The sequence below is a fragment of the Pseudohaliea rubra DSM 19751 genome, from assembly GCF_000764025.1.
Lineage (GTDB): Bacteria > Pseudomonadota > Gammaproteobacteria > Pseudomonadales > Halieaceae > Pseudohaliea > Pseudohaliea rubra.
On sequence record NZ_KN234749.1, the window covers coordinates 106,277 to 124,965 of the forward strand.

15 protein-coding genes are annotated in these 18,689 nt (G+C 65.8%); 6 read left to right on the plus strand and 9 right to left on the minus strand.

Annotated elements, in window-relative coordinates; translation table 11 throughout:
• Nucleotides 1–30 precede the first annotated feature (30 nt).
• The 5 genes from pcaF to HRUBRA_RS03595 all read right to left on the minus strand — a co-directional run bounded on the left by pcaF (nt 31) and on the right by HRUBRA_RS03595 (nt 7,207).
• The gene (gene pcaF / locus HRUBRA_RS03570) at nt 31–1,236 is read right to left on the minus strand and encodes a 3-oxoadipyl-CoA thiolase (protein WP_035514602.1); all 1,206 of its coding nucleotides are present in this window, start codon (nt 1,234–1,236) and stop codon (nt 31–33) included.
• Complete coding sequence (locus HRUBRA_RS14845) at nt 1,233–2,579, minus strand: 3-oxoacid CoA-transferase (RefSeq protein ID WP_084592429.1); 1,347 nt, start codon at nt 2,577–2,579, stop codon at nt 1,233–1,235. Before HRUBRA_RS14845 ends, pcaF begins: the two co-directional genes overlap by 4 nt.
• Nucleotides 2,580–2,585: 6 nt before the next feature.
• Nucleotides 2,586–3,665 (minus strand): maleylacetate reductase, encoded by a 1,080-nt coding sequence (locus HRUBRA_RS03585; protein ID WP_035514604.1) that lies wholly within the window; start codon nt 3,663–3,665, stop codon nt 2,586–2,588.
• A 107-nt stretch (nt 3,666–3,772) separates the two neighbouring features.
• Entirely contained in the window at nt 3,773–6,169 is a 2,397-nt protein-coding gene (locus HRUBRA_RS03590; RefSeq protein WP_201771519.1) for a TonB-dependent receptor, read from the minus strand.
• A 63-nt stretch (nt 6,170–6,232) separates the two neighbouring features.
• Nucleotides 6,233–7,207 (minus strand): VOC family protein, encoded by a 975-nt coding sequence (locus tag HRUBRA_RS03595; protein ID WP_052094335.1) that lies wholly within the window; start codon nt 7,205–7,207, stop codon nt 6,233–6,235.
• A gap of 162 nt (nt 7,208–7,369) precedes the next feature.
• On the opposite strand from HRUBRA_RS03595, the gene HRUBRA_RS03600 reads away from it, so the two are divergent.
• From HRUBRA_RS03600 to HRUBRA_RS03615, 4 genes are all read left to right on the plus strand, one after another.
• Complete coding sequence (locus HRUBRA_RS03600) at nt 7,370–8,302, plus strand: LysR family transcriptional regulator (RefSeq protein ID WP_052094336.1); 933 nt, start codon at nt 7,370–7,372, stop codon at nt 8,300–8,302.
• A gap of 204 nt (nt 8,303–8,506) precedes the next feature.
• On the plus strand, nt 8,507–9,556 hold the full coding sequence (locus HRUBRA_RS03605; RefSeq protein ID WP_052094337.1) for a glutathione S-transferase family protein: 1,050 nt from the start codon (nt 8,507–8,509) through the stop codon (nt 9,554–9,556).
• Nucleotides 9,557–9,655: 99 nt separating this feature from the next.
• Nucleotides 9,656–10,177, plus strand: a complete 522-nt coding sequence (locus HRUBRA_RS03610) for a peroxiredoxin family protein (RefSeq protein ID WP_084592425.1) — start codon at nt 9,656–9,658, stop codon at nt 10,175–10,177.
• 74 nt (nt 10,178–10,251) lie between these two features.
• Nucleotides 10,252–11,916 (plus strand): arylsulfatase, encoded by a 1,665-nt coding sequence (locus HRUBRA_RS03615; protein ID WP_201771520.1) that lies wholly within the window; start codon nt 10,252–10,254, stop codon nt 11,914–11,916.
• A 59-nt stretch (nt 11,917–11,975) separates the two neighbouring features.
• Here HRUBRA_RS03615 and HRUBRA_RS03620 read toward each other — a convergent pair whose 3' ends face one another.
• A complete protein-coding gene (locus HRUBRA_RS03620) occupies nt 11,976–12,590 on the minus strand; it encodes an NUDIX hydrolase (RefSeq protein ID WP_035514609.1) in 615 nt (204 codons plus the stop codon).
• A gap of 146 nt (nt 12,591–12,736) precedes the next feature.
• Here HRUBRA_RS03620 and HRUBRA_RS03625 point away from each other — a divergent pair, with 146 nt between their 5' ends.
• Nucleotides 12,737–14,212 (plus strand): ATP-binding cassette domain-containing protein, encoded by a 1,476-nt coding sequence (locus HRUBRA_RS03625; RefSeq protein WP_035514611.1) that lies wholly within the window; start codon nt 12,737–12,739, stop codon nt 14,210–14,212.
• A gap of 104 nt (nt 14,213–14,316) precedes the next feature.
• On the opposite strand, the gene HRUBRA_RS03630 is transcribed toward HRUBRA_RS03625, so the two are convergent.
• Both HRUBRA_RS03630 and mrcB read right to left on the minus strand, forming a co-directional pair.
• Nucleotides 14,317–14,718: a tetratricopeptide repeat protein gene (locus HRUBRA_RS03630; RefSeq protein ID WP_035514613.1), complete on the minus strand. Its 402-nt coding sequence runs from the start codon at nt 14,716–14,718 to the stop codon at nt 14,317–14,319.
• Complete coding sequence (gene mrcB / locus HRUBRA_RS03635; protein WP_035514615.1) at nt 14,715–16,961, minus strand: penicillin-binding protein 1B; 2,247 nt, start codon at nt 16,959–16,961, stop codon at nt 14,715–14,717. The genes HRUBRA_RS03630 and mrcB overlap by 4 nt, the downstream gene beginning before the upstream one ends.
• Before the next feature lie 503 nt (nt 16,962–17,464).
• Between mrcB and HRUBRA_RS03640 the strand changes: the two genes are divergently transcribed.
• Complete coding sequence (locus HRUBRA_RS03640) at nt 17,465–18,466, plus strand: adenosine kinase (protein WP_035514616.1); 1,002 nt, start codon at nt 17,465–17,467, stop codon at nt 18,464–18,466.
• A 9-nt stretch (nt 18,467–18,475) separates the two neighbouring features.
• Here HRUBRA_RS03640 and HRUBRA_RS15360 read toward each other — a convergent pair.
• The coding region (locus HRUBRA_RS15360; protein WP_161787594.1) for a hypothetical protein at nt 18,476–18,689 on the minus strand (214 nt) is incomplete at its 5' end.

Sequence of the window (18,689 nt, forward strand, 5' to 3'; positions counted from 1 at the left end):
TCCTGAGCACCGAGCCCGGCGCCGGCAGGTTCAGACGCGCTCAAGCAACAGGGCCACGCCCTGACCCACACCTACGCACATGCAGCACAGCGCATAGCGTTCACCGCGGACTCCGAGCTCCAACGCCGCGGTCAGCGCGAGCCGGGCGCCGCTCATGCCCAGGGGATGGCCGAGGGCAATGGCCCCGCCATTCGGGTTGACTCGCTCGTCTTCATCCTCGAGACCAAGCTCCCTGAGCACCGCCAACGCCTGGCTCGCAAAGGCCTCGTTCAGCTCGATAACGCCGATATCCGCCAGGGAGACCCGGCACTTTTGCAGCAGGGCCTGCACCGCCGGCGCCGGGCCGATGCCCATGATGCGAGGGGGCACCCCGACCGCGCAGGCGCCCACGATGCGAGCCAGCGGCTCCAGCGCATGCACGCGCACCGCCTCTTCAGAGGCCATGAGCAGCGCGGCGGCGCCATCATTGACCCCCGAGGCATTACCCGCCGTCACCGTGCCTGACTCGCACACAATGGGCCGAAGGGCAGCGAGCCGCTCGAGGGTCGTCCCCGCGCGGGGGTGCTCGTCAACAGCCACTTCGACAGGAGCTCCCCTGCCTCCGGGGACCCGCACGGGCACAAGCTCCCTCGCCAGACGGTTCGTCGCGATGGCCCGCGCCGTACGCTGCTGCGATCGCAAGGCAAAGGCATCCTGGTCTTCCCGGCTGATCGCGAATTCCCTGGCGACGTGCTCGGCCGTCTCGGGCATCGAATCCGTACCGTAGAGGGCCTTCATCTGCGCATTAACGAAGCGCCAGCCGATGGTCGTGTCGAAGAGTTCCGCCTGGCGGGAAAACGCGGCCTCGGCCTTGGGCATGACCAGCGGCGCCCGCGACATAGACTCTACTCCCCCCGCGATAACGACGTCACTGTCACCGGCACGCAGCTGGCGGCTGGCCGCCGCCACCGCATCGAGGCCCGAAGCACAAAGTCGATTCACCGTGACACCCGGCACCGCGACGGGCAAACCCGCCAGCAAGGCGGCCATGCGCGCCACGTTCCGGTTATCCTCGCCGGCCTGGTTGGCGCAGCCGAGAATGACATCGTCGATGACCGACGGATCAAGAGGGCCACAGCGCTCGAGCAGGGCGCGCAGCGCCACCGCTGCAAGATCGTCCGCCCGTACTGCCGCCAGCGCCCCGCCGTAGCGCCCGATGGGCGTGCGGACGCCGCCGCAGACAAAGGCCTCCCTCATAGCGCGACGTCGTACGCGGCGTCGGTGCTAGCGGCCACCTCGTCGAGGGTGACACCGGGCATCAGGGCAGTGAGACAAAGACGCCCGTCGAGAAAGCGGAACACCGCGAGGTCGGTGATCACCACATCGACAGAGCCCGGAGACGTCAGGGGCAGATCGACCGCCTTTACGAGCTTCGGCCGGCCCTCGCGGTCGGTATGCGACATTGTGATGATGAGCTTTCGTGCGCCCTTTGCCAGATCCATTGCTCCGCCAACACCGAGCAGTGGTTTGCCGGGAACGGCCCAGTTGGCGAGGTTCGCCGCGTTATCGACCTGCAGCCCTCCCATGATTGCCACATCGACGTGCCCGCCCCGAATCATGCCGAAGGAATCGCTGGAGTCGAAGTAGCTGGCCCCCGGCAGCGCCGTGACAGGCACCTTGCCCGCATTGACCGGGTAGTCGAAGGCCCCGCCCGACGCGGGCTCCGGACCAACGCCCAGCATGCCGTTCTCGCTGTGCAGGACCAGCTGATGCTCCGGGGTAATAAGGTCCGCCACCAGCGTGGGGATGCCGACACCGAGATTGACAACGTCGCCGGGCTGGAGCTCGGCCAGCGCCATGCGCGCCATAGTCATGCGCGCCTCGCTGACCACCTTGCCGCTGCCGGCAACATCGGCGGACGTTCCCAAGCTCTCGAGGCTGAGTGGGTTTTGCACCAGATAGTCGACGAAACAGCCCGGCGTATGTATCTGATCAGGGTCCAGGGACCCGGTCGGAACGATATGCTCGACCTCCGCAACAACCACCTTTGCGGCGCTGGCGATAGCGGGGTTGAAGTTACGCTCGGTCATCCGGTACTGCAGATTTCCGGCCTCATCGGCGTGCCAGGCGCGGATGAAGGCCACATCAGCCTTGAGGCTCTTCTGAAACACCTGCTCCACCCCATCAAGTACTTTTACCGGGCGGGACCCCGCAAGCGGTGTGCCGGCTGCCGTCGGGGTATAGAACCCCCCGATACCGGCCCCGCCTGCGCGAATAGCTTCAGCGAGGGTGCCCTGGGGCAGCAGTTCCACCTCGAGATCGCCGGCCTGCGCAGCGGCCACCGCTTCGCGGTTGCTGGTAAGAAAGGAGCCGATAACCCGGTCGAGCTGGCCGTTCCGCAGCAGGCGCCCGCCACCGAGGCCGACTTCGCCAACGTTATTCCCGATATAAGTAATACCGCGAACGCCGGTTCGCTCGGCCAGGGCATGAACAAGGCTCACGGGGTTGCCCGTCATGCCGAAGCCGCCGACCATGAGGATGGCCCCGGGTTCGACGAGCTCGGCGGCTTGCTGAGCCGTGATGCATGGTTTCGGTTTCATGGACATTCAGCTCGCAAGCGTGGAAAGCGGCACCGGGGCCAGGCCCTGCCAGGCATTCTGGAGCATTGCCCTTATTTGCGCGTGCGTGACCGGCGCCGGATTGTTGATGGGGGTTTCGGTAGCCACGGCGGCTGCGCGGTCGAGGTCCTCCTCGCGGATACCGATCGCCGAGAGCGCCGTCGGGGCGCCGACCCGCCTGGCCAGTTCGAACAGCCCCTGGGCGGCATCGGCAACGCCAAGCGCCTCGGCAATACGCTGCGTGCCCTCTGCGGCGGCCTCCGCGTTGTACGCTACTGAATGCGGGAGAAGAATCGTGTGCGTCTCGGCATGGGGTGTATTGAAGGTCCCGCCAAAGGTATGACAGAGCCGGTGATGCAGCCCCGTGACGCCCGTACCCAGCGCACCGCCGGCGAGGCAGGCCCCGTAGAGGGCCTCCGAGCGCGCAGCGAGGTCGTCAGGCGCTTCTATGATCCGCGGTAGGGACCGGGCAAGCGCCCGGATGGCGTCCAGCGCCATGCTCGCAACGATCGGGTTGAGTGCATTGGACGCGACATTGACGACGGCCTGAGCCATGGCATTGAGCCCGCTTGGTCCTGCCAGCCCGGCGGGCAGCGTGAGCGTGAGCGCCGGGTCGTAGATCACGAGGTTCGGCACGACCCGCTCATCCCTGCCCGTCACCTTGCGCCCGGCCTCGGTGATGCCCCAGACATTGGTCATCTCCGACCCAGCGTAGGTGGTCGGAATGGCAACGTTCGGCAGGCCGGCCTTCAGCGCAAGGGCCTTGCCGAGACCCGTCGTCGACCCGCCACCGATGGAAACCGTGCAGTCCGCACCGAGGCGCTCGGCCTCTTTCAACGCGTCGGCTGCGGTCTCGGCCGGTACGTGCATCACAGCCTTGTCGTAAAGCCCTGCTGCCCGCTCTCCGAGCAACTCAACGACCGCTGTGCCATCCGCCGTCTGGTGCGGGGTCGCGAGGACCAGCGCGCTCGACAGCTTCAGCTTGTCGAGCTCCTCGGGAAGCCTCGCCAGTGCGCCGACGCCGAACACGATGTTCCACGGCAGTGCACGATAGGAAAAGTCGAGCATGTCACTTCCTCCCATGCGACCCACCGGCTCTGGAGGCCGGGGGCACTGAATTCTATTGCGGTCAGCTAAAGCCTCTAAGGTCCTGTCCGGCCAAACAGGATCGTGCCCTAGAAGCTGTAGCCGACGCTCACCCCGTAGGTCCGGACCGTTGTGTTATTAACCATGCACGTCAGATTGCCGTGGTGGTAACCCGCGTTTCCGGGTTGAGCCAGGTTCGCGGTGTCACTGGTGCGAAGCCCGACACAGAAGTGTTCATCCAGAAGGTTATTGGCGAACAGGCCGACCTTGAACTGCTCGGCATCGCCGAAGCGATAGACGAGACTGGTGTTCACGAGCGTGTAGCCATCCACTGTCAACGCCTGCTCGACCGGTTGCGTGGCGCTCGTCAGCGTTTCCGTCGCCTGTTCGTCCGTATAGCTGATGTTGGCCATCAGGGTGAGTACGCCGCTACCCACGCTGAAGTCCTGGGTGGCCAGCGCAGTCACAGACCACTCGGGAGAGCCCGCAAGGGGTGCACCCTCAATGAACTCGCTGTCGCTCGCATCCGTGACCTCGGTTTCCAGGTAGGACACCCCTAGCTGGGCAAAGAACCCAGTCTCGTTTGCGAACTTGAGATTGGCGTCGAAACCATAGCTCTCGGACTCTGGCGCGTTATCCAGCGTCGGAATGCCGCGGAAGGTAATGAACTGCTGCAGGTTTTCGTAGCTGTAGTAGAACAGCGCTGCATCGAGCTGCAGGCGATTGTCGAGATAGGTGCCCTTGAAGCCGACTTCCCAGGCATCCAGGGACTCGGGCTCGAGGCGGGCGTCCTCGAGACCCTGCTCCACATTGCCGACCGGGACCAGCGCATAGGCCGCGCGGATATCCAGCGCAGCGCCCTTGAAGCCGCGGGCAAAGCTGGCATAGAGCATGGAATCGTCAGCGAGCTGGTAGTCCAGCTTGACGGTGAAGCCCACATCGTCGTTCTCAAGCTTCTGCGACAGCTGCCGGGCGAGTTCGAAACCGTTCGCATCGAAAGCGGGCGTGCCCGGATTCTGCTCCGCCACCAGCGCGTTCACCTGTGCGGCATGAAGGGGTGTCGTGTCCGCAATACCAACCACCCGGGGCCGGGACGGCAGGTAATCACCTTCGATGGTTTCGTCGGACCAGCGCGTACCTACGGTCAGCGTCAGGGCCTCAGTCAGGTCGTACTCCCCCTGCGCATAAACCCCGACGTTCTCCCGGGTGTGATCAAGCTGAACATTGGGGAGTATGGCCCAGCCGCCGATGAGGTTGCTGCGTAAACCGGTGTAGGACTGTGACTCCTCGTCGAGGTAATAGATGCCGCCGATCCAGCGAAAATCGCCGTCACTCAGAGAGACAAGGCGCAGCTCCTGCTGAAAGGTGTCGCGGTCGTCCTGCTGCAGGTTGATCATCTGCCCAAGCTGGGCACCGTCCAGATCGTTGGTATTGGTGAACTGCAGGTTGTCGAAGGCCGTGATCGACGTGAAGCTCGCCCAGGAGAACTCATGGTTCAGCTTGAAGAACGCACCGTAGGTCTCGAGGTCTTCCCCCCCGACGTCCATGGCAACGTCCTCCCAGTCGGCGAAGGACGGATCCACCCCCGGCTGGCCCGGGCCCTGTCCACCGGCCGCCGGCGGCGGCACGGTGATACACGGAGTGTTATCGTCAAAGTCCTGCACTGAACCGGGATTAAAGCCGGCACACACCGCGCCGGAACCATCAGGGGAGCGGGTGCCGAGAACCTTGTACACGGAGCCGTTGTTCTCGCTCTGGCCGTAGTGCACGTTGAGCAGCGCGTCGGTCGCATCGCCGAGGCGCCAGAGCACCTGGGCCCGCAGGGCCTGGGTATCGTCGTCGCCGTATTCCTTGCCGTCATACTGGGACTCAAAGGCCCCGTCCGACTGATTCCAGACGCCGGCCAGGCGCATCGCAGCGTTGGCGCCGAGGTCAAAGCCGACCGCGCCTTCGAGGTTGACGAGTCCATAGTTGCCAAGCCGGGCGTCCAGGCTGCCCTGGCTGCCTGCCCCGATCTCCGGCCGGTTGCTGAAATAGGAGACCGCGCCGCCCGTGGTGTTGAGCCCGAACAGCGTATTCTGCGGGCCCTTCAGGACCTCCACGCGGTTCATGTCGAAGAGAGACGTCCTCGCGTGAAAGCCGCTGGTCAGGGTGATCTCATCGAAGTACTGGCCGACCGCGGGTGCCGCCGTGAGATGGATATCATTGGTCCCGACGCCCCTCAGGAAGTAATTGATGTTGGAACCGCTCTGCTGGCGCATGGACAGACCTGGCGTGAACACCACGAGATCGCTGGCATTGGTGATACCCAGCTCGCGCATGCTCTCGCCGGTGAACGCGGTGACGGCGATCGGCACATCCTGGAGCGATTCGCTGCGCTTCTGCGCTGTGACAATGACCTCCTCGAGCTGGGCCGCGACGGGGAGAACCTGCATGGACAGTGCTGCGGCAGCAACAGCACCAACGAAAGACGCACCTTTGAGCACGCGAACCTCCTGCTGAACTATTATTATCTAGTCAGGTGTTTGGGGTGTTTTGGGTGTTGAGGGCTAACCTTCTACCCAGCCTATGATTTTCATTACCTCGTCCTTGTTGGCTTCAATCTGGGGGGACATCATGACCTGAGTGCCCAAGGTCTCGTAGGGCTCGTTGCAGAGGAACGAGGGGTCATGGGACACCGTCGCCTCGAAAAGAGCGCCCGAGGGCGTGCGAACGTAGATGGAGTCGAAATACCCCCGATCCTTGATGTCTGAAAAGTCCGTATAGCCCAGGCCCTCCACGAAGAACTTGATCTTTTTCTGCGTCTCGGCGTCCGGACAGTTGTAGGCCATGTGGTGAATCGCGCCCTGGCCCACGTACCAGCTGCCCTGCTTCAGAGCGGGCTCGACAACGAAATCCGTGTAGGTGCCCGTGCCCCCCGCGCCCATCTCGTAGCGCTCGCGATTGCCGTCCCTGGCCACCTTCCGACAGCCCCAGGCCTCGACCATGAACTCTTCCATCATGTCCATGGACCAGGTGGAAACGCCGCAGGAGTGCGTGCCCCGGATCATGTTCTCCGGGGGCACGGGGCCGGCGCTGTAAGGCTTGCGGTCGTCATCCTCGATGCCGACCATGGCGTGACGAATGTTGTGCGGCGAGCGGAATTCCAGGCGCGTTTCTCCGAAGAACTCGCACTCGGTGACGTCAACGTCGTGGGACTCGAGGCGATCCTTCCAGTAGGCGAGCGAGGAGACCGGCACGGAGAGGTCCACATGACGGACCTGGCCGGCACCCTCCACGGCCTTCACGCCCGTGTGCGCCAGCGGAAACGTGGTCAGCAGCGTTCCTTCCTCGCCGATATCGTTGCCGTAGTAGAAGTGGTAGACCGGCATGGCGCCGTCATAGAAAAGCGTGCGCTTGACGCATTTCAAGCCCAGCACCTTGGTATGCCAGTCGAAGTCTTCCTGTGGATCCATCACGCCGATGGTGACGTGATGGTGATGATTCATGGCGATGCTGGGGCTTACGGGTTTCTCGATGGCCATCGTCTACTCCCTGATGCTGCGACGGATGTTGGCCGGTACTATTGGGTTAGTGCCGAATCGACACAACATCGCGGGGCGAATATGCTGATTGCACAATCTGCATATGCTAATCTGATTTCCGTAATTTATGATCAGCGCGGCTTTGCACAGAGGATGGCCCTCATGCCGAACGGCGACCTGGACTTCAAGGTGCTCGTAGTCTTTCAGACCCTCATGGAAACGCGGCAGGTGAGTACCGCCGCGGACCGTCTGAACATCGGTCAGTCCAACGTCAGCCGTGCTCTCGCCAAGCTGCGACAGCATTTCGAGGACCCCCTGTTCGTGCGCACGCGGCGCGGTATGGAACCGACGCCCCGCGCGGTGCAGCTGGCGAAATCAGTAGAGGAAATGCTGCACATCTATGAAAAATCCCTCACCGGCTACGGCAAGTTCGACCCCGGTACCTCCCACCGGATCTTCCACATCGCCGGGTCCGAGGTCGCGCACGTGCTCGGCCTGTCGCGCATCACCCGAACGCTGCTGGAGCAGGCGCCCTCGGTGCAGCTGCACGCCGTTCCTCTGGGCGTTAACGCCCTCGCCAAGCATCTCGAGACGGATGTCGACCTCGCCCTGGGCCCCTTCCCCAAGCTCTATGCAGGCATTCACGAGCGTAACCTGTTCACGGAGGATTACTCGTGCTTCGTGCGTCAGGGGCATCCGGACATCGGTGACTCCCTAACGCTCGAGCAGTTCGAGCAGGCGCAGCACATCGTGGTGAACGCGCGGCGCCTGGGGCACATTCATGAGCAGATCCAGAGCGAGCTACTGAAGGCGATCCCCGCCCACAAGCAGCGGCTCGTGACCTACAACTTCGTTACCGCGGCGCTGCTCGCGGAATCCACCGATTGCATTGTCACGCTGCCCACGGGCACGGCAAAGTGGCTGGGACGGGGGGCTCTTCGCGCCCTCGCCCCGCCCATCGACCTGCCCACCTTCGAGGTCAAGCTGTACTGGCATGAGCGTTTTCACCACGACCCGGCCCATGTCTGGCTGCGCGGTGTGATCCACGGCGCCCTGACCGGCGCAGAGCTCCAGGAGGGCAGCCCACGCCGCTGAGCCCCGACGCCTGTGCCCCTGCGCTGCGCTTGCCGACACGCAGCGTGGTGAGGCGCGGAGCTCAAAATCCGCAAAGCAACGCTCATTACTCGCCTACTATCCCAAATACGCATCGCGTTTATGCACCTCCTGCCATTGCCCACGAGGATTGCGGCACAGCAAGCTATCGCAGTCTGTAGCGCCTGTATGAGGGAGTGACACTGCATGAACAAGGAACGCGACGACATCGAGCGCCTGACGGCGGCGTTCAATGCTGAATTGACGGACGAGAAGCGCAATCACGTCGTGGGTGCCAGTGGCGACGACCGGCCACGCTTCGAGCTGTACCACGCGGGGTTTTCCGTGTGCTCGCAGAAGGTGCGAGCGGTATTGGCCGAGAAGAAAATCCCCTACCTGTCCCACGAACTGTCCATCCTGAACAGCCGCGGGATCTACTCGGACAAACTGACCCCGGCCGAGAATTACTCGCCGAACTACGTTCACCTGCGGCTCCTCGGCGGCAGGGCGCGCGGCCTCGATCTGGCCAGTGGTTACAGTGGCCGCTCAGCGGTTGAGACCGAGGGTTTCGACGCCTGCGTCGTGCCGACCCTCGTGGACCACGCCCGGGGCCAGGTCATCGTCGACTCGAAGGTCATCTGCGAGTATCTCGACGCGGAGGGGACACCGAGGCTCATCCCGGAAGACCCGGCACTGAAACAGGCAGTTCTCGAGCAACTCGCTATCGTCGACGTGACACCGCAACCGGCCCTGCTCTACGGTGCTCATCCAGACGATGATCAACGGCCGGAGTTCATCAAGAAGGCCATGGCGACGTCCTATGATCTGAAGCTCGAGGCTCTGGAGACGCTCCTTGAGGCGAATCGTGAGGACCCAGAGCTGCAGGCGGCCTACAGCTGCAAGATCGCCAAGGAAAAAGCAGCCCGGGAAATGCTCGCCGACGGCAGCAAGGTCGTGGCCCTGCGCCAGGAAGCCCAGGCGATCATCCACGCGCTGGACGAGCAACTGGCAGCCAGCGCAAACCCCTGGGTCTGCGGTGATCAGTTCACCCTCGCGGACCTTGCCTGGGCCATCAATCTGTATCGCATGCAATGGCTTGGAGTGGCATCGCTGTGGAGGGACCTGCCGCGTGTTGAGCACTATGCCCGGCGTCTCTATAAGCGACCGTCGATCTGGTCGGCGGTTATCAAATTCCCGTCGCCCATGCCCGAATCACCACACACGGCGGATATCGAAATCCCCGAGTGGGCCGCCTGAGCACCGTAACAGGACGCACGACGGCCGGGCCCACAGCCAGAGCCAGAGCCAGAGCCAGAGCCAGAGCCAGAGCCAGAGCCAGAGAGGGGGAGGATAGACATGAGCAGACCCTTAAAACCGGGTGACAGTTTTCCCGTCAGGGCGTTTACGTTCCCCGGCGGGAAAAGTGAAACACTGACGTCGCTGCTTGGCGACAAAAAGGGTCTGGTACTCATGGTCTACCGGGGCATGCAGTGCGGCTACTGCAAGGCGCAGCTGGCAGAGTTCGACGCCTCCCTCGATGAGCTGGGCGAACGCGGCTTCGGCGCGCTCGCCGTCAGCATGGACACGGCAGAACGCGCCGCGCAAACGCAACAGGCCCTGCCCCGGCTCCCGGTGGCTTACGGCCTTGCGGAGAGCGACGCCAGAGCCTCCGGGCTGTTTCTGTCGAGCGCGCGCAAGGAGAGCGAAATGCCGGTTTTCTGTGAACCGGGGCTGTTTCTCGTGCGCTCTGATGGCACGCTGGAAGCCGCCTGGCTGTCGAGCCTTGCGTTTCCGCGGCCAACCGCGGTCGCAATCCTCCAGGCCATTGACCTTGTAGCGGGGGTCGATCCCTCCCTGCCACCACGGGGTAGCCGATGACACGTACTTCCTGGCTACGGGCTTCGCGACCAGCGCGAGGTGGCCCGGGGGCAGCCACACCGCTGCTCTTGATCTTGATTCTGCTCCCGCTCGCTCTCGCGACGGCTGCCGGCGGCGCGACGCAACAGGCACAGAAAGCGGGGTCACGTAGCCCGGAACAGCGGCCAAACTTCCTCTTCATCGTAGCCGATGATCTGGGTTTCACCGACATCAGCCGGCTGGGCAGCGAAATCCCGACGCCGCAAATCAACGCCATCGCCGACCAGGGGATTCTTTTCACGCGCTTTTACACCTCCGCCATGTGCTCACCGACGCGGGCGATGCTGCTTACCGGGGTCGATCACCATCGCGCCGGGCTCGGCAACATGGCCGACCTGCTCAGTGCCAACCAGCGCGGCAAGCCCGGTTATGAGGGCTACCTGAACGATCAGGTCGTCACGGTACCGCGCCTGCTGAAGGACGCGGGCTATCACACCTACATGGCGGGCAAGTGGCATCTGGGGATGGCGGAGACGCAGACGCCGACGGCCAGGGGTTTCGAGCGCTCCTTCGCGCTCATGGACGGCGCTGCGAGCCACTTCGCGGACATGGCGGGGGCGACCACCTTTCATCCGCGTGCGATCTATCGTGAAGATGGCGAGCTTGTCGAGGCACTACCGGCCGATTTCTACTCCACGCGCTTTTACACCAGCCGGCTGATCGACTATATCGATGCCGGGCTGGACGACGGCAAGCCCTTTTTCGCTTATGCAGCGTACACGGCGCCACACTGGCCCCTGCAGGCGCCCGACGACGTTAGGGACAAGTATGCATCACGCTACGATGAGGGCTACGATCAGCTTCGTAAACAGCGCTTTGCGAGACTAAAGGCACGCGGCCTTCTGCCCGAAGGCGCCGAAGACCCCGGGCGGACCGCGTCCGTACCGCCATGGCAACAACTCTCAGCACAGGACAAGGCTCTGGCGGCGCGGCAGATGGAAGTCTATGCCGCCATGATCGACGATCTGGATGCCAACATAGGCCGATTGCTGGCTTTTTTGCGAGAGCGCGGTCAACTAAGGCACACGTTTGTGGTGTTTCTGTCCGACAATGGCGCCGACGGCTTTTCCCTGGACCGGGCACCGCCACACATTGCCGACCACGCGCAGCACTTTGATCAATCCTTCGACAATATCGGCCGGGCGAATTCCTTTACCTTCGTCGGCGCCCGGTGGGCTGACGTCAGCGAAGCCCCGTTTCGTCTTTATAAAACCATGCCCAGTGAGGGCGGGATCCGCTCACCCGCCGCAATCCGCTATCCCATGGCCGGCGGCCCCGCGGGGATGATCAACGCGCACACAACGAGCGTGATGGACCTGGCGCCGACCGTACTTGAGCTCGCCGGCGTACCGCACCCGGGCGGGGAAGGCGCTGACGAACCCTACGCCATGGACGGTCGCTCCCTCGTACCTATCATCAAGGGACATCAGGACGCGGTACGCGATGCGGCCGACACCCTGGGTATCGAGCTGGCCGGTCGCCGGGGAATCATCAAGGGCCACTGGAAGGCCCTGCATATCCCGCCGCCGGCCGGCAGCGGCCGCTGGGAACTCTTTGATCTGGCGACGGACCCTGGAGAGCAGCTGGATCTGGCAGCGCAGCGACCGGAAAAGCTGGCCGAGCTTATCCGGGACTGGGATGCCTATCAGGCCGATGCGGGCATCGTGTTACCCGAGCGCGGCGCACGGCTCAGACGGTGACTACGGCGGCGGCGCACTGAGCGTTGCCGGCTTCGACAGCGCGCGCTCTCCCAACGGGCTCACCTGGCTCGCCAGCGACGCTTCTCACCGGGGCCCGCGACCAACTCCATCAGCTCGTCGAGCATGCGCAGGGACAGGCCCCAGATGCGCCGGCCTTCATAGAAGTAGCAGGGAAGCGTCAGGGAGCGGGACTTACGCTCCCAGACCATGGTCTCCCGATTGTCAGTGTCGAGGAGGAATTCCAGCGGTACCCAGACAACCTCGGCCACTTCGTGGTTCGGGGCGAAGGTGACGTCCCGGCGCAGGCGGAACACGAAAGGCGTAACCGCCATGCCCAGGCCGCGAATCCGGGAGCGGGCATTCACCTCTGACAGGCGGCCCACGCATTCCCCCGGGTCGAGGACCAGGCCCACCTCCTCCTCCGTCTCGCGCACCGCTGTGGCGAAGCCGTTGGCATCGATGCGCTCCATGCGCCCTCCGGGGAAGGCCATCTGTCCGGACCAGGGGTCTCCGGGACGCTCTGCCCGGCGGATCATCAACACGCAAAGCTCCCCCTCGCGCACCTGGAGCGCGAGTGCGACCGCGCAGCGCTTCATAAAGGGACGCAGGCGGTGGCGCTTCGGACGGTGGTCGGCGAGGCGGGACTCGACGAGGTTGAGGAGTGCGACAGACACAGGGCCGGGGGCGTTGAAGGTTGCGCCCGATTAAGCCAGCCGCAACGCGCTTAAGCAAGCTGCACGCCTACAAGCGCAGGCCCCTTCGCAGGTAAACTGGGCGCCCCCCGACCGGGCCCGCCAGGGCCCCCGCTCTGGAGCCCGCCGTGAACGCCCCCGACACCCTTCTTACCCTTGAGGATCTCACCGTGAGCTACCGGGCCCGGCCCGTGCTCCGCGGCCTGTCCCTCAGTATCCGCCGCGGCGAGCAGTGGGCCGTCCTTGGGCCCAACGGCGCGGGCAAGACCACCCTCGCCCGCATACTGACCGGCGAGCTCGGCCACTACAGCGGCACCGTGGGGCGCCCGGACGCCCTCGCCCGACGCGGTATCGCCTATGTCTGCTTCGAACGCGCCCGCGCCCTGGTCGACCGGGACCGCAAGCTGGACGTCTCCGAGTTCAGCGCCGACGCCCGGGACCCGGGCACCCGGGTAAAGGACCTGCTGCCGGCGACGGCCGCGCGGGAGCGCTGGGTCGAGCTGCTGGGCCTGGAGCCGATCCTGGAGCGCGGCCTGCGCTACCTGAGCACCGGCGAGTTGCGCAAGGCCCTGCTCGCCAGCGCCGTCCTCCAGCGGCCGGGGCTGCTGATCCTGGACAGCCCCCTGGATGGCCTTGATGCCGAGAGCCAGCGCAGGCTGCACGCCGCCCTCGACGCCCTCCTGGCGAGCGACCAGCCCGTGCTCCTCCTGGCCCGCGACCCGGCGGACCTGCCCGGGGGCATAAGCCACGTGCTGCTCCTCGACCAGGGCCGCGCCACGACCATCGGCCCACGCGATGCGGTGCTCGCGGCACCGGAAACCAGCGCTCTCATGCTGCCTCCGCTGCCGCCCCTCGGCGACCTGCCCCCGCCCGCGCCGGGGGCGCCGCGGGCACCGCAGGACGCACCGCTCATCGCCCTGCGCGATGTGGCCGTGCGCTTCGACGATACGGCGGTGCTCGCGGGAGTGCACTGGACCTTCGACCACGGCCAGCACTGCGCCATTGCCGGGCCCAACGGCTGCGGCAAGTCGACGCTGCTGGGGCTCATCACCGGTGACAATCACAAGGCCTACGGCCAGGACGTGACCCTCTTCGGGCGCCGCCGCGGCAGCGGCGAGAGCGTGTGGGATATCAAGCGGCACTTCGGCCAGGTGGACACGCAGCTGCAACTGACCTTTGCCCGCGGCATGAGCGTGGTGGAGGTGGTGACCTCAGGGTTCTTCGACAGCATCGGCCTCTACGATGACTGGGGCGATGGCCAGCGGGCGCTGGCGGAAGCCTGGCTCAAGGCCCTGGCCCTCGACGAACTCGCCTCGGCGCGCTTCGACGACCTCTCTTTCGGCCTGCAGCGCATGGTACTGCTGGCCCGGGCCATGGTGAAAGGACCACAGGTACTGGTGCTCGACGAGCCCACGCTGGGCCTCGACGCCTGGCACCGCCGGCTGCTGCTGCGCGCCGTAGACCACGTAGCCGCCGGCAGCGACAGCCAGCTGCTGTTTGTCAGCCACTCCGCCGGCGACCGGCCGGCCTGCATCAACCAGCGGGTGGATTTCATACCGGGAGACGGGGCCTTCACCATCGCGGTCACGAACAGGCCCGGCTGACACCTCGCAGGTGGGAGCAGCGTCTTCGCCGCGACCGGCTCGCGGTCCCCGGCGGCCGTCGGGTCTCTCCCCGACCGGGCTCGCCGCCTGCAGAAGGCAGGGTCTCAGCGGGTGAAGGGCGCCAGGGCACTGCACTCACTGCCCTGGCAGTAGAGCAGCCCACGCTCCGCGAAGGCCTTCGCCTGGGCCGCGTCGCCGGCCGCCGCGTGGGTCCGCGCCAGCTCCAGGTAGAGCGCACCGCGGACCGGATCGAGACGCTGCGCCCGCTCCAGCAGCGCCAGGGCGCGCTCTGTTTCGCCGCTCTCGCGGGCGTCGCGTGCCCGGGCGAGGAGGTCGGCGACCGCATCCGTCGCCGGCGCCACCGGTGGCGGTGCCGGCGCGGGCACCGGCCGACCGCTCTCCCCGGGGGGCGTGTCCACCGGGGCCGGAGTCTCTCGCGGCGGGCTCCCCGCACAGGCAGCGAGGAAACCGGCCAGAACGAAGACCAGCAGCGAACGCAGACTCATGATTCATCTCCAAAAAGGCGCTGGAACCAGTCGCGCACCGGGTTGCCAGGGCGGGCGCAGGCACGGGGACCCTCGGGCTCGCTGCCATCGATGAAGGGTAGCAGCCGGGCGCCCTCGCAGCCCTCCCGGCTCGCAAGGCCCGTGGCCTCGTCTACCCAGTGCAGCGACACTCCTCCGGGCATGCGGTAGGCGAGGGGCCGACGCGCCGCCGCGGCCATGAAGTCCGACCAGATCCGCCCGGCGCCGGTGGCGCCCGTGAGCCCGGTCGCGAGGTTGTCATCGCGGCCGATCCAGCTCACGGCAAGCAGGTCACCGGAAAACCCCGCAAACCAGGAATCGCGAAAGCCATCGGTTGTGCCCGTCTTGCCGGCCACCGCAAAATCCCGCGGTAGCCGGCGGTAGACCGTGCGCCCAGTGCCCTCGCGTACCACCGCACGCAGCGCGTAGTGCAGCAGGTGCACGGCGCGCTGGTCCACGCGCCGGTCGTAGGCCAGCGGGTAGCGCTTCAGCGGCTCGCCGCGGGCATCGACGATATCGCGAATGCTGCGCAGGGGCATGCGGAAGCCGCCGGCGGCGATAGCCTGGTACATCCGCGCGAGCATCAGGGGTGAGTACTCACCGACACCCAGCGTCACAGCCGGCAGGGCAGGCGCCTCCGGCAGGCCCAGACGCTCGAGCATGTCGCGCACCCGGCCGATGCCAAGCTCAAGGCCCAGCCGGGCCGTAGCCACGTTGTAGGACTGGGCCAGCGCCTCGTGCAAAGGCACCTCGCCGTGGAAGCTCTCGTCGAAATTCGCAGGCTCCCAGACCTGCCCGCTCTTGCCCTCGTGACGCAGCGGGCTGTCGTCGAGGCGCGTGGCGAGCGTGTAGCGCGCCGGCTGTTCCAGCGCAGCCAGGTATACCGCCGGCTTGAGCAGGGAACCCGCCGGCCGGCGCGCATCCAGCGCCCGGTTGAAGCCGGCGTAGCGGACCTGCCGGCCACCGACGAGCGCCGCGACCTCGCCCGTGTCCACCCGGGTGACGATGCTCGCCGACTCCAGCTCATGGTCCAGCCCGTTGAGCACAGCGCCCGTGCTCCGCTCCAGCTGCCGCTGCAGGATCGGGTCAAAGGGCGTGAAGATGCTGAGGCCCAGGGTCTCCAGGTCCTCCGCCCGGTACTCTTCGCCCAGCTGCCGGCGCACCAGCTCAAGATAGGCGGGGAAGGCGTCGCGCACCCGCGACGCCCGGTTCACCCCCAGGGGCATGGCCCTGGCCACCGCCGCCTGGCCGTCGTTGATCACCCCGGCCTCGGCCATCTCATCAAGCACCAGGTTGCGCCGCTCGGTCGCCCGCTCGGGGTTGCGCAGCGGGTTGTACAGGCTCGGCCCCTTGATCATGCCGATAAGCAGCGCCTGCTGGTGCAGGCCGAGCCGGGATAGCGGCGCCTGGAAGTAGTGCCGCGCCGCCAGCGCGAAACCGTGAATGGCCCGCGGCCCCTCCTGGCCGAGGTAGACCTCATTCAGGTAGCTCTCGAGGATTGCCTCCTTGCTGTAGTGCAGCTCCAGCAGCACGGCCATGGCGATTTCTGTGAGCTTGCGCACGATAGTGCGCTCCGGGGTAAGGTAGTAGTTCTTCACCAGCTGCTGGGTGATCGTGCTGCCCCCGGCCACCACTCGACCGCTCTGCAGGTTGGAGAAAAAGGCTCGTGCGATGCCGGTGATAGAAAAGCCCCAGTGCTCGTAGAAGCGCCGATCCTCGACAGCCAGCAGCCCGGCCAACAGCGTCTCGGGCACCTCGCCCAGACGCACCAGGATCCGGTCTTCACCATGGGATGGGTAGATGCCGCCGATCTGCAGCGGATCCAGGCGCATGAGCGGTACGCTCTCGATTCCGCTCTTCAGCGAGGAAACCCGCTCCCCGCTTATGACCAGGCGCACGCCCCGGGCCGGCTCGCGCTCGCTGGGGAAGTCAAAACCGTGGGTATAGATGTCGAAGACGCTGCCATTGCGCGAGTACTCCCCGGGCGCCCGGGCGCTGGTCACAGGCCGGTACCCGAGCAGTTCCAGCTCCCAGGCGAGATCCTCTGCCGCCAGCGGTGTGCCCACGTACAGTTCCAGAGGCCGCGCATACACTTTGGCGGGCAGGGCCCACATGCGATCGGAGAAGGTCGCAGTGATCCGCGCATCGAGCATGATCACACCCACGCCGGCAAGGAGCAGGAGCACGGTGGCGAGTTTGAGCAGCGGCCGGCGGGTTTTCGTCATGGGCGGCGAGTTTACCTTATCGGAGGTTTGACTTCGGGGCTTCGGGGGCTTCGAGGTGCCACTAGTCCCGGCCCGGCCGGTGGGAAAAGGGGTGCCGGGACCGCAAAAACGCCATCCATGGCAGCTCGACAGCGGACATCCATGTCCGCTGACGCCCCGGCACCCCTTTTCCCACCGCCCGAGCCTGAGCCGTACCGACGACAGAGGCAGCGGTTACAGCGGCGCCAGAACAATTCGGGCATTGCAGGAAACACTGCGGCGGTAGGGGCGGGCGTGGTAGTAGGGGGTTCCGGAACGTGCGAGGCATGGATGCCGAGCCCGAGCTGCCATGGATGGCGCTTTTGCGATTCCGGAACCCCCTACTACCACGACCGACCCGGCTCAGCTGGCACCCCGGAATCACCGCCCGGGCCGATGTTACTGGCACCCGAACGCACACTAGTGGCACCGAAACAACCGGATCAGGATAATGGCCAGCTTTGCGGCAGGAATACGGATCGACGATGAAAAAATACCGGGTCTACGGCATGGGAGCGGCGCTCCTCGATACGGAAATCAAGGTCAACGACGACGAGCTCGGCAGGCTTGGCGTCGACAAAGGGCTCATGACCCTGGTTGACCAGGCGCGGCAGGGCGAACTGCTCGACGGGCTACGTGGGCACCTGATCAAGGCCAACCACGCCAGCGGCGGCAGCGCGGGCAACAGCATGATCGCCACAGCCCAGTTCGGCGGGCCGACCTTCATGAGCTGCAAGGTCTCCGGCGATGCCGACGGCGACCTGTACCTGGCCGACCTCGAGGCCGCCGGCGTTGACCACCCGCTTCGCGGCGAGCGCTGCGGTGGCACCACCGGCAAATGCCTCGTGCTGATCACCCCGGACGCCGAGCGCAGCATGAACACCTACCTGGGCGTTTCCGAGACGCTGTCCGTCGACGAGCTCGACCCGGAGGCACTGGCTGCCTCCGAGTACCTGTACATCGAAGGCTATCTCGTCACCTCGCCCACAGGCCGGGCCGCCGCCATCCGCGCGCGGCAGCTGGCCGAGGCGGCGGGCGTTAAAGTGGCCCTCAGCTTCTCGGATCCCGGCATCGTCGAGCACTTCCGCGACGGGCTGGCCGAGATGGTCGGCGACGGCGTGGACCTGGTCTTCGCCAACGGCGACGAAGCCCTCACCTGGACCGGGGCAGACAGCCTGCCGGTGGCCGTGGAGCGCATGAAGGCCATGGCAAAGCAGTTCGTCATCACCCGCGGGGGCGACGGTGCGCTCTGCCACGACGGCCACGAAGCCCACGACATTCCCGTACATAGAGTGCACGCCGTGGACAGCAACGGCGCCGGCGACATGTTCGCCGGGGCCTTCCTCTATGCCATCACCCGCGGCGAGGACTTCCCCACCGCCGGGCGCTTTGCCAGCCTGGCGGCCGGCAAGGTGGTGTCGCAGTATGGGCCGCGGTTGCCGGCCGGGGATTACGCGGCGCTGCGGGCGGAGTTTTTCGGCGACTAGCATCGGCGACTAGAACAGCGCGTACTGCGCCTCCACCACCTCGGCAAAGGACATCCCCAGCGCCTGCAGCATACCGTCGGCCACCGGCGCGAGCTGGCGGTCCACGTAGTGCTGGTAGTCCAGCGGGGCGCGCGGGTCGTCCGCCGGCTCGGCGCCCGCGGTGGTGATCACGTAGCGCACGGCGCCGCCGCGGTGCGGCTTGCGCAGGCCCCGCTCCACGGCC